13 protein-coding genes are annotated in these 11,811 nt (G+C 43.5%); 8 read left to right on the top strand and 5 right to left on the bottom strand.

The features are described from left to right. The first annotated feature begins 161 nt into the window (after positions 1-161). The 6 genes from BUC10_RS17155 to BUC10_RS17130 all read left to right on the top strand — a co-directional run bounded on the left by BUC10_RS17155 (position 162) and on the right by BUC10_RS17130 (position 6,602). Positions 162-1,319, top strand: coding sequence for a PSP1 domain-containing protein (locus BUC10_RS17155; protein ID WP_073181963.1), 1,158 nt, complete (start codon positions 162-164; stop codon positions 1,317-1,319). Then, complete coding sequence (locus BUC10_RS17150; protein WP_073182019.1) at positions 1,309-1,797, top strand: gliding motility lipoprotein GldH; 489 nt, start codon at positions 1,309-1,311, stop codon at positions 1,795-1,797. The genes BUC10_RS17155 and BUC10_RS17150 overlap by 11 nt, the downstream gene beginning before the upstream one ends. Positions 1,798-1,802: 5 nt before the next feature. Continuing rightward, complete coding sequence (locus BUC10_RS17145) at positions 1,803-4,133, top strand: penicillin-binding protein 1A (protein ID WP_073181961.1); 2,331 nt, start codon at positions 1,803-1,805, stop codon at positions 4,131-4,133. A 98-nt stretch (positions 4,134-4,231) separates the two neighbouring features. Beyond that, on the top strand, positions 4,232-4,933 hold the full coding sequence (locus tag BUC10_RS17140) for a CoA transferase subunit A (protein WP_073181959.1): 702 nt from the start codon (positions 4,232-4,234) through the stop codon (positions 4,931-4,933). A 173-nt stretch (positions 4,934-5,106) separates the two neighbouring features. Beyond that, positions 5,107-5,760, top strand: a complete 654-nt coding sequence (locus BUC10_RS17135; protein ID WP_073181958.1) for a 3-oxoacid CoA-transferase subunit B — start codon at positions 5,107-5,109, stop codon at positions 5,758-5,760. A 311-nt stretch (positions 5,761-6,071) separates the two neighbouring features. Next, positions 6,072-6,602: a GNAT family N-acetyltransferase gene (locus BUC10_RS17130; RefSeq protein ID WP_073181956.1), complete on the top strand. Its 531-nt coding sequence runs from the start codon at positions 6,072-6,074 to the stop codon at positions 6,600-6,602. On the opposite strand, the gene BUC10_RS17125 is transcribed toward BUC10_RS17130, so the two are convergent. Beyond that, positions 6,591-6,911: a hypothetical protein gene (locus tag BUC10_RS17125; protein WP_073181954.1), complete on the bottom strand. Its 321-nt coding sequence runs from the start codon at positions 6,909-6,911 to the stop codon at positions 6,591-6,593. The two genes, BUC10_RS17130 and BUC10_RS17125, sit on opposite strands and share 12 nt — an antisense overlap. Before the next feature lie 142 nt (positions 6,912-7,053). Between BUC10_RS17125 and BUC10_RS17120 the strand changes: the two genes are divergently transcribed. Then, a complete protein-coding gene (locus BUC10_RS17120) occupies positions 7,054-7,761 on the top strand; it encodes an XRE family transcriptional regulator (RefSeq protein WP_073181953.1) in 708 nt (235 codons plus the stop codon). A 4-nt stretch (positions 7,762-7,765) separates the two neighbouring features. Here the strand turns inward: BUC10_RS17120 and BUC10_RS17115 are convergent, their stop codons facing one another. From BUC10_RS17115 to BUC10_RS17105, 3 genes are read right to left on the bottom strand one after another with little or no spacing between them, the layout of a single operon-like run. Further along, a complete protein-coding gene (locus tag BUC10_RS17115) occupies positions 7,766-8,905 on the bottom strand; it encodes a methionine aminotransferase (protein WP_073181951.1) in 1,140 nt (379 codons plus the stop codon). Next, the gene (locus tag BUC10_RS17110) at positions 8,902-9,378 is read right to left on the bottom strand and encodes a very short patch repair endonuclease (RefSeq protein WP_073181949.1); all 477 of its coding nucleotides are present in this window, start codon (positions 9,376-9,378) and stop codon (positions 8,902-8,904) included. Before BUC10_RS17110 ends, BUC10_RS17115 begins: the two co-directional genes overlap by 4 nt. Positions 9,379-9,387: 9 nt before the next feature. After that, complete coding sequence (locus BUC10_RS17105; protein ID WP_073181947.1) at positions 9,388-10,269, bottom strand: winged helix-turn-helix domain-containing protein; 882 nt, start codon at positions 10,267-10,269, stop codon at positions 9,388-9,390. 109 nt (positions 10,270-10,378) lie between these two features. On the opposite strand from BUC10_RS17105, the gene BUC10_RS17100 reads away from it, so the two are divergent. After that, positions 10,379-10,963: a YceI family protein gene (locus BUC10_RS17100; RefSeq protein ID WP_073181946.1), complete on the top strand. Its 585-nt coding sequence runs from the start codon at positions 10,379-10,381 to the stop codon at positions 10,961-10,963. Between the two features lie 99 nt (positions 10,964-11,062). Here BUC10_RS17100 and BUC10_RS17095 read toward each other — a convergent pair whose 3' ends face one another. After that, positions 11,063-11,809, bottom strand: coding sequence for a succinate dehydrogenase/fumarate reductase iron-sulfur subunit (locus BUC10_RS17095; RefSeq protein ID WP_073181943.1), 747 nt, complete (start codon positions 11,807-11,809; stop codon positions 11,063-11,065). Positions 11,810-11,811 lie beyond the last annotated feature (2 nt).

Raw genomic sequence — 11,811 nt, 5'->3', positions numbered from 1 at the left:
CGAATACCCCTTTTGGGTTGACGGTTCATGGTATTTGCTCCCACTGCGATATCAAGAGCCATTTCCCTACTGCCCCAATTTGTGCTATATTTACATCTAGATTAAGTATGAACCCTTTTTAGAATAATGCTTCGGCATCGCTCTAAATCAAGATATTAAATATGGGATGTAGCAGTTGTTCAACCGGCACGGATGGACAACCGCGGGGTTGCAAGAACAACGGTACTTGCGGCACGGATGGTTGTAACAAGCTCACAGTCTTTGACTGGCTCTCCAATATGTCGCTCCCCAACGGGCAAAAACCTTTTGATTGCGTTGAGGTTCGATTTAAAAACAGCAGAAAGGAATTTTATAGAAATGTGGAAGGTATTCCCCTTGCCATTGGTGATGTGGTGGCCACCCAGGCCAAAAGCGGACATGATGTGGGTACCGTAACGCTGACCGGGGAACTGGTAAAGGTGCAGATGCGCAAGAAAAAAGTGGCACTGGACGATAAGACCCTTCCCAAAATCTACAGAAAAGCATCGCAACGCGATATGGACATCTGGCAAAAAAGCAGGAGCAAGGAGGCCGAAGTTCAAAAACGTTCCCGCGAGATTGCCATCTCCCTTAAACTGCAGATGAAACTGAGTGATGTGGAATTTCAGGGCGATGGATCCAAGGCCACTTTTTATTATACCGCCGAAGAACGGGTGGATTTTAGACAGCTGATCAAGGATATGGCCAAAGCTTTTGGCATTCGTATAGAAATGCGCCAGATCGGTTACCGCCAAGAGGCCCAACGTTTGGGCGGAATAGGATCGTGCGGGCGGGAATTGTGCTGCTCCACCTGGCTTACGGATTTTAGATCAGTGAGTACCGCATCCGCCAGATACCAACAATTGGCACTGAATCCCCAAAAATTGGCGGGGCAATGTGGCAAACTTAAATGCTGTCTCAACTACGAGTTGGATATGTATTTGGAGGCATTGAAGGACTTTCCTCCTCAAGACAGTAAACTGCAAACCAAAAAGGGAATCGCATTTTGTCAGAAGGCAGATATTTTTAAACAAACACTCTGGTTTTCATACCGGGACGATCCGGCCACTTGGCACGCTCTAGACAAAGATCATGTTTTGGAAATCTTGGAGCGAAACAAAAAGAATGAAAAGATCGCCAGTCTTGAGGAATATGCCCAGGACAACGTAAGTGAGGAGAAAATGGTTTTTGAGAATGTTGTTGGCCAGGACAGTCTAACCCGTTTTGATCGTCCCAATAAAAAGAAACGAAACAAGAAAAGAAGAAAAAACAAACGAAAAGCCTCCCCTAATGCGCAATAAAATATGCTATGCCTTGGTTTTCTTGTTGTGCATGGTTTCATGCAATAGCAATCTGGTTTTTTCGGACTATGTGCCTGTTGGAAATGGAAAATGGGAAATAGGCAAGGCCATGGATTTTGAGTTTTCCCAACTCGACTCCGTTCAGAACCATCACATGTTCATCAGTATTAGAAATGATAACACCTTTGAGTTCAGCAATCTGTTTTTGATTACCGAACTGGAATACCCGGATGGAAATACCATCAAGGACACCCTGGAATTTAAAATGGCCGAGCCAACAGGGGAATGGTTGGGCAAAGGTGTGGGAAGCATTAAGGAAAACAAGCTTTGGTATCGGGAAAACATCGTTTTTCCAGATTCGGGCGTATATAAACTACGAGTTGCGCATGCCATGCGAAAAAATGGCGAAGTGGACGGCCTTCACATTTTGCAGGGCATCACTGATGTAGGTTTGGAAATAGAAAAAAGTACCCAATAAGAACAATGGCAAAAGCTAAACAAAAGGAGCAAAAAAGCTTCTTTCCTTTCATTAAATGGTTTTGGATTCTCTTTGGATCGGGCATTCTTCTGGCAGTTTTAATTTTTCTTTTGGCCTCTTGGGGAGCTTTTGGTGATATGCCCACTTTTGAGCATTTGGAAAACCCAAACACCAATCTGGCCACAGAGATTATTTCTGCCGATGGGGAAACCTTGGGAAAGCTCTATTTGGATGATAACAGGACACCCGTGGCCTATGAAGATTTGCCACAAAACTTGGTTGATGCGTTGGTAGCAACCGAAGATGCGCGCTACTATGATCATGCGGGGATTGATGCCAGGGGAACCATTAGGGCCTTCGCTTATTTGGGAACCAAAGGTGGAGCCAGTACCATTTCACAACAGCTTTCAAGACAACTTTTCGTGGGGGTAAGATCCAAGAACATTTTTTCCGCAATAACCCAAAAAATAAAGGAGTGGGTAATAGCTACCCGATTGGAGCGCAATTATACCAAACAAGAAATCATAGCGATGTACTTGAACATCTATGATTTTTTGAACAATGCCGATGGAATTCGTTCCGCGTCCCGGATCTATTTTGGAAAGGAGCCCAAGGATCTAAGAACAGAAGAGTCGGCAGTGCTTGTTGGTATGCTGAAAAACTCGTCCTACTTTAATCCCATCCGTAGGCCGGAGCTGGTTAAAAATCGAAGAAATACGGTTTTGGGCCAGATGGCCAAATACGATTATATCACCGAAAAGGAAAAAGACTCACTTCAGAACCTGGAAATGGATATCAATTTCAGTCCAGAATCGCACCGTGAAGGATTGGCCACCTATTTTAGGATGTATACCCAAAGCTGGCTTAACAAATGGGTGCGCGACAACCCAAAACCAGACGGGGAGAAGTACAACATTTATATGGATGGCCTTAAAATCTTCACGACCATCGATTCACGGATGCAGAAAAATGCAGAAGAAGCGGTGGAGATGCACATGAAGAATTTGCAGGCTGAGTTTTTTCACCAAAATACACCAAAGCGGAACCCTACAGCTCCATTTTTGGATTTGACCAAGGGAGCCATTGATACCATCATGCGCAGCGGGATGAGAACATCCCCTAGATGGAGGAGCATGGCCCGCGAAGGAAAAAGTGCTGAGGAGATAGAAAAATCTTTTCATGAAAAAACAGAGATGACCGTTTTCGATTGGAACAGTGATTCCTATGAAAAGGACACGATCATGACCCCGCTGGATTCCATCCGCTACTACAAAACTTTTCTACGGACGGCCATGATGTCCATGGAACCGCAAACGGGCCATGTAAAGGCCTGGGTAGGGGGCGTGGATTATAAACATTTTCAATATGATAACGTATATCAGGGAGCACGTCAGGCAGGATCCACATTTAAGCCCTTTGTTTATGCGGCGGCAATTGATCAGCTACGCTATTCCCCCTGTGACTCCTTACCGGACAACCAATATTGTATAGAGCCGCTGAAGCATGGGAATCCTGAGGCATGGTGTCCGAAAAATTCAGACGGGAAATATTCTGGAAAGAACCTCACCCTTAAAAACGCATTGGCCAACTCGGTAAACACGGTCACGGCGCAGCTTATAGACAAAGTGGGCCCTGGGTCTGTAGTTGCCATTGCCAAGGATATGGGAATCACCCGGGAGATTCTTGAAGTGCCTGCAATCGCTTTGGGAACACCAGATATGAACGTATATGAAATGGTGGGTGCCTACGGAACCTTTGCCAACCAAGGGGTATACGTTAAACCTGTAATGGTCACACGGATCGAGGATAAAAATGGAACGGTTTTGTACGAATATGTTCCGGAGACCAAAGACGTATTGAGCAAGGACGTTGCCTATGCAGTGGTGAATCTTATGGAAGGAGTTACCCAAGGAGGGTCGGGGACCCGACTTCGACATACCTTTGCCAAGGAGCAGCGGGTCTATAAAGATGTAGTTACCGGGTATCCCTATGAGCTTACAAATCCCATTGCGGGAAAAACAGGGACCACCCAGAATCAAAGTGATGGATGGTTTATGGGCATGGTACCCAATCTCGTGACCGGTGTATGGGTAGGTGGCGATAACCGTTCTGTTCACTTTAGAAGTCTGTCATACGGACAAGGGGCTTCCATGGCGTTACCCATCTGGGCACTCTACATGAAAAAGAATTATGAAAATGAGGAATTGGACGTTTCAAAAGAGGCTTTTGAGGCACCAGAGGAAATGACCATCAATGTAGATTGCACCAAAGTACTCAAAGAATTTAAGGAGGAAACCGATACCGAAGACGACCTTGATGATGATATAGGTTTCTAGCGATATAATAAAAGAAAAAAATAGGCCCTGGGGAGCAAATGTTCCTTGGGGCTTTTTTATTAAAATCGTAATTTCAGGCCCAAGAAAATAAGAATTCCATGATCAAGAAAACGGTAGCCAATGTTAGAGAGGCACTTGAAGGTGTTTCAGACGGAATGACCTTTATGTTGGGAGGCTTTGGATTGTGCGGAATCCCGGAAAATGCAATAGCCCAATTGGTAACATTGGGGATAAAGGATATCACCTGTATATCCAATAATGCCGGAGTAGATGACTTTGGTTTGGGCTTGCTGCTGCAAGAGCATCAAATAAAAAAAATGATATCGTCCTATGTTGGGGAAAATGATGAGTTTGAACGCCAAATGCTGAGCGGGGAACTGGAAGTTGAGTTGACGCCCCAGGGTACCTTGGCCGAAAAATGTCGAGCGGCCCAAGCAGGTTTTCCAGCTTTTTATACGCCTGCAGGCTATGGCACTGAGGTGGCCGAAGGAAAGGAAACCCGGGAGTTTGACGGTAAAATGTATGTGCTGGAGCCAGCCTACAAAGCCGATTTTTCATTTGTAAAAGCTTGGAAAGGGGATGAGGCGGGAAACCTGATTTTCAAGGGTACGGCCAGAAATTTTAACCCCTGTATGTGCGGGGCGGCCAAGATTACTGTAGCCGAGGTGGAGGAATTGCTTCCCGCAGGAAGTTTGGACCCGAATGAAATTCATATCCCTGGAATTTTTGTACAACGGATTTTTCAAGGAGTGGAATATGAAAAAAGGATAGAGCAAAGGACTGTTCGAAGTCGGAATTAATTTGAAAATGTGCTAATGGCCTAATGAGTTTGTGGGAATGAAGGAGAATGTTGCTGGGACCAATGACCAAGGAATTAGGATTGATTTTAGGTAAAATTGTAAGTGCAAGTAAAAGAAATTCGAGGAAATAAGGAATTAGGACATTACCAAATTGAAAAATTAGCATATTAAGCATGTTGGATAAAAACGGAATCGCGAAACGAATTGCAAGAGAGGTCAAAGATGGATATTACGTGAACCTCGGAATTGGAATCCCAACCCTAGTGGCCAATTTTGTTCGCGACGATATCAGTGTGGAGTTCCAAAGTGAGAATGGTGTTCTGGGAATGGGCCCCTTTCCATTTGAAGGTGAAGAGGATGCCGATGTTATCAACGCGGGGAAGCAGACCATCACAACCCTTCCTGGAGCCTCTTTTTTTGATTCGGCCACTAGTTTTGGAATGATTCGGGGACAGCATGTGGACCTCACAATTTTGGGAGCCATGGAGGTTGCAGAGAACGGGGATATTGCCAACTGGAAGATTCCCGGAAAGATGGTGAAGGGGATGGGCGGTGCTATGGACCTTGTCGCCTCGGCCGAAAATATTATTGTGGCCATGATGCACACCAATAAGGCCGGGAAATCCAAATTACTGAAAGAATGTACACTTCCCTTAACGGGAGTGGGGTGTGTCAAAAAGGTTGTGACCAACTTGGCCGTTATGGAAGTGACCCAAGATGGTTTTAAATTATTGGAACGGGCCCCCGGGGTTTCCGTGGATGAAATTGTAGTTGCTACCGAAGGTAAACTGCTGGTAGAAGGCGAAATACCGGAGATGGAATCTTAATCTATACCCATCGGTTTGTTGACCACAGATAAAGGGGATTACACAACAAAAGTTTTATTTCTTAAAAGTTCGGCTGTATTTTGGTAGTGTAGAATAATTTTCCCAAATTAACTCCATAAAAATCAACATCATGGCACCCAAATTTACCCGCTCTTCAGTAGAGGAGAATGTACAAGTTTACAGAAACGATTTTTTTACAGGATTTATGCTATTGATCAAGAAGCTTTTCATGCTTTAAGAAGATAGATTTTGTATAAAATACTGAGGGCCAACATTTATGTTAGGCTCTTTTTTTTGAATAATTTTGGGGGATGAAACAAAGTCAGTTATCCCTAAGCTACAGTCAGTGTCAGGCATCGGACCTTGATGCACTTGTTCAAATTTCGCAGGATACTTTCCGTGCTGCATTTGAAAAGGACAACGACCCAAAGGATTTTGAGGCTTATATGTCTTCTGCTTTTAACAAAGTAAGGTTATCTGAAGAATTGGGTAACGCAGATTCCCTTTTTTATTTTGTTTTGGAGGACAATCATTTAGTGGGATATTTCAAACTCAATCTGGGAGAGGCCCAAACCGATGTAAAGGACCCAAATGCCATGGAGTTGGAGCGTATCTATGTGCAAAGCTCCCACCAAGGCAAAGGCATTGGAGCAGCTATGCTTCACAAGGTGGTTGCCCTTGCGAGGAACAGGGCACTTGACTATCTATGGCTAGGTGTTTGGGAGCGTAATCCTGGAGCCATACGATTCTATGAGCGTTATGGCTTCCAGAAATTTGGCACGCATCCCTATTACATCGGCAAGGACAAACAAACAGATTGGCTGCTGCGTTTAGATCTTTAGCATTTTATCCAAAAACATAATGTCTCCCTCTACTTGCAGTTTATAAGCGATCGCATTTTCGAAGGCCGCATGCACCAGTAGTTTTATGGCCACTGCATTGGCTTCGGTTAGACTATTGGAGCGATAAACAACATCCCTAATGGTGGAGAAGCTAATGTTGCTCCTTGCGGCAATATTGGCATAATCCGTTTTGGATAGATTACGTCTAAGGATGTTGGACAATAACTCACCAATAGGTTTTCCGTAGTCACTTTTTGAAAACATTTTATTACTGTTCATTAGTAGGTCAGAGGATTTGAGTGTTCCCATAGCTTAACTGTATTAAATGATTTGTAACTGTTGAAGTAATTCCCTTTTTCTATATTTGATCGTAAGTGAATTACAGGGGCGAGGTTGAGTCTACGCTATACTTGCAGCATGGCGTAAAAATATTACACAAGATAGTAATTTTATGCACATCATAAAAGAATTAAGAAGAAAAATAGGGATAAGTCAATCAAAATTTGCGCAAGAAATTGGAGTTAGCCTAAGAACTGTGCAGCTTTATGAGCGAAAGGAGGCCAACATACCCATGAAGAATTTGAAGAAGATCGCCGACTTTTTCGACATGACCATTCCCGAGCTCTACATCTATGAATTCCATGACCCACAGGGCTCGTACAGAAACCGAAAACCCCATACCAAGCACGGGAACGTATTTTATCCCTTAGATCATGGCAAGTATCTGGCCATGTCGCCCTTGGTCTTGATGGAACAGCAAAAAGAATATATCGCGCGGGTATTGACCAATACGCCCTCGCAAAACGCCTTCCAAACTGGTTTTGTCTTGGATTATGTGGATGATAGTCCCTATATGGCATTTGAGGTAACCGGAGATTCCATGAACAATGGTACTATTGACTCCATTCCGAACAAATGTCTGGTTCTTGGTCAGGAATTGGAAAGGTCACTGTTTGAAAAGGAAGTGGAACCTTGGTTGAACAAGCCCTATGTGCTCGTTTGTAAAAATCGAATTCTTTGTAAACAAGTCACCACGTTCAATTCGGAAAAGAACAGCGTAAACTGTCATAACCTTAATACTTCACCGGAATTTCAGGATTTTGAATTGGCGCTGGAAGATGTTTTACAGATCTTCAAAATAGTAAGAAGACAATTCTAGGAATTTAGATGCGATTCAGGATTTCCGCAGCCTGATCAAGAACCTCTTCAGTTTTGGCGAAACAGAAACGCAGCAGTCGCTGGTCATAATCTTCCGTGCAAAAAACAGAGACCGGGATGCTGGCCAGGCCAAACTCCTTGATCAATCGCTCCGCAAAATCCGTATCCTTTTTATCGGTAATAGTGCTATAATCCAATAATTGAAAATAGGTTCCTTGTGAGGGATGCATTCCAAACCTCGAATTTTGGATTGCGGCTAAAAAATAGTCCCTTTTCTTCTGATAAAAAGCACCGAGCTCAAGATAATGCTCGGAGTGTTTCAAGTAATCTTGCAATGCGATTTGAGCGGGATGGTTTACGGAAAATACATTGAATTGATGCACCTTTTGGAATTCCTTCATCAGTTCTTTTGGTGCAATACAATAGCCCATTTTCCAACCGGTGACATGAAACGTCTTTCCAAAGGAGGAACAGATAAGACTGCGCGAAGCAAGGTCCGGAAATTTTGAAACGCTTTCGTGTGGCACTCCATCAAATATGATATGCTCGTACACCTCATCGCTGAGCAATAGGATGGAGGTGCCCTCAAGAACCGACTGAAGCCTAAGCATATCCGACGCCGACCAAATGGAGCCTGTTGGGTTATGGGGGGTGTTTATAATCACTATCTTGGTCTTTTGGGTGATGGCGGCCTTGAAGACATCCCAGTTGACCTTAAAATCTGGGCCCTCCAACTGCACCGGCACTACGACTCCGCCAAAAAGCTCAATGGACGGTTCGTAGCAATCGTAAGCAGGTTTCAGCACTACGACCTCGTCCCCAGGTTTTATAAAAGCCGCAATGGCGGTAAAAATGGCCTGGGTAGCACCTGCGGTAATGGTAATTTCGGAACCAGGATCATAATACCTTCCGTATAGGTTTTCCGTTTTTTCCGATATGGTTTCCCTCAGGCCCATGGCCCCCTGCATGGGAGCATATTGATTATGGTCCGCTACTAAGGCTTTGTTGACCAAGGCAAGGAGCTTGGAGTCCGGACTGAAATTTGGAAACCCCTGTGATAGGTTAATGGCGTTGTGCTGTTGGGCAAGTTGACCAATTACCGTAAATATGGTAGTCCCTACCTTGGGAAGTTTAGAATCTATCATTTGGATTGTTGATTTTGGAGATGGAAGATCACCTTTTGCAGACAAGTGTCCAAATCCTTTTTTATATCCCGTTCCCAAAAACGGAAGATGGTATAGCCCATGGCTAGTAAAGCCTCGTTCACTTCTTCATCCCGCTGTATGTTCCGTTCAATTTTGGGAATCCAGAATTCACGGTTGGTCTTTATTTTATGTTTCCGTTCTTCCCAATTATGACCATGCCAAAACTCCCCATCAATAAAAATAGCCGTTTTGTATTTTTTTAGAACGATATCGGGTTTACCGATAAGTTTCTTGTAATCTATTCGGTATCTATATCCTGAAGCCCATAGCGCTTTTCGAAATGCCAGCTCGGGTTTGGTGTTCTTTCCGCGGATTTTGCCCATGATCTTGGAACGCTCTGGGGTGGTATAAAAACCCGATTCCTCATTAAATCGAGGTACCTTTATGCGATCTTTAGAGTATTTATTGGGCATGTTCGAAAACTATTTTCGGGACTTTTTCAGTACTTCAAGTTTGTAACCGACCCCGTGAACATTAAGGATGTTAATGTCTTCATCATCCTGAAACTTTTTCCGCAATTTCGAAATAAAAGTATCTAGGCTTCTTCCCACGAAAATGCCCTTGTTTTCCCAAACTTCCTTGAGCAACTGATCTCTACTGACCACTTGGTTTAGATTATCCGAGAACAATTTTAACAATTCTGTTTCCTTTGCCGTAAGCTGCATGCATACATCGCCCTTGACCAGCATGTTCCGATCTTTATAAAAAGCATAGTTGCCGATCTGGGTGCGTTCCACCGTCTCTGCTATCTCTCCTTTTTCTTTGTGCCTGACCCAAAAAAATATGCCAACGCCCAATGTTCCAAACAAAACCAAGGTATACCATGACTTGGGTATTGGGGATTTCTTTATGTCTGGAGGGTTTGGGAAGATAACATTTATGGTATAGCACTTCATCGGCAGACTTCTGCCCAAACAAGGGACAATATTGCTCTCCTCGTTGTTGGATATGGAATAACTGTAGGATACCTCAAGATTGCTGCAATCCACTACTTCTACCAAATAATCGTTTGGCAAATTCATGGCTCTAAAACTTTTATGAACTGATGCGACCAAGCTATCAGGGACAATGGACAACCTCATTTGAAAGGTCAATTGAAAAGTATTGGGGCCATTTTTTGTTACAGGAAAGACCAAAGAGGTAGAATCGCCACTTTGAAGTAACAATGTATTCCCAGTATTTCTTAGGGCAACCTTCACCCTATTCGGAAAAGTGTCATCTTCAGAATTGGATTCATTTTTTGTTGCCACAAGCGTGAGGGCAAACGTAAAAATAACCGTACCGATGTAGAGAGCGATTTTCATTTAATGACCAGTTTTTGTCAATTCAAAAAATTGCAATTTTTTACATTTCATTTACACTTTCTTCACCACTTGGGAGTCGCCTAAACCTAGTTTTGTCCAAAACAAGACAATGAAAAAAATCATCTTATTAGTTATGGGCATTGGATTTGGTGCCGCAGTGTATGGACAAGGTAGCACAAATATTGACACGGAAAAGAGTGTCATTAATTGGAGTGGGTCCAAACTATTCCAGTTCAATGAGCATTATGGCACAGTAAAGTTTTCAAAAGGCACAATTTTTTGGTCCGGGGATATGGTCATGGGGGGATATTTTGAGGCCGACATGAATACTATTGTAAATACAGATGGCAAGCACAATGAAATGCTGGTTTCGCATCTAAAAAATGAAGATTTCTTTGATGTGGGAAACCATCCCATTGCGCAATTAAAGATTGTTGATGCCCTTTATGTTGAAGAGGACGAAATCAAGGTCGAAGCCCTGTTGACCATAAAGGAGGTTACTCATCCCATTAACTTTAGAATTAGTGTGGAAGAAAGGGATAAGACAGTTGTGTTTAAATCCAAGCTTGTAATTGACAGAACCCGCTGGGGCATCCAATATGAATCCAAAGGGGTTATGGGAAGCGTAAAAGAGAGCATCATTTCCGATGCTATTAAATTGGATGTGGTTTTGGTTATCAAATCTGGATGTTAAGGATGGTCAGGACTTAAGATTACTATAAAGCAAAAAACCCAAACTCTTTGTGGAATTTGGGTTTTACAATAAAGTGTCCCTGCATTGCAGGAATGAAAATTATCCTTTTACGCTTGCCGACAGATATTCGCGATTCATCCGTGCAATGTTTTCCAGGGAAATACCCTTTGGGCACTCCACTTCGCAGGCTCCAGTATTGGTGCAATTACCAAAACCTTCAAGATCCATTTGTCTTACCATGTTTTGCACGCGGTCCGCAGCTTCTACCTGACCTTGCGGCAACAGTGCAAATTGGGAAACCTTGGCTGAAGTAAATAACATGGCACTGGCATTTTTACACGCTGCTACACAAGCTCCGCAACCAATACATGTGGCAGCGTCCATTGCAGCATCGGCCGCATGTTTTTCAATAGGGATGGCATTGGCATCAACTGTATTCCCAGAGGTGTTTACCGAGATATATCCCCCTGCCTGTTGGATTCTGTCAAAAGAACTTCGGTCCACAATCAAATCCTTGATTACCGGAAATGCCTTGGCGCGGAACGGTTCAATAACAATAGTATCCCCATCATTAAATTTGCGCATGTGCAATTGGCATGTGGTGATCAATCTGTCCGGGCCATGCGGCTCCCCATTAATTTGTAAAGAACAGGTTCCACAGATACCTTCCCTACAGTCGTGGTCAAACTCTACCGGTTCTTCCCCTTTTGAGACCAGTTCTTCGTTCAGGATATCCAACATCTCCAAAAAAGACATATCGCCCTCAACCCCATCAAGGGTATAGTCTACTATTTGACCATTGGCGTTTGCATCCTTCTGTCTCCAAATTTTTAAGTATAGTTTCATAG

The organism is Flagellimonas flava (assembly GCF_900129665.1).
Classification (GTDB): Bacteria; Bacteroidota; Bacteroidia; order Flavobacteriales; family Flavobacteriaceae; genus Flagellimonas; species Flagellimonas flava.
The sequence above is the reverse complement of the archived record's forward strand: the minus strand, read 5'-3'. Positions and strand labels throughout refer to the sequence as shown.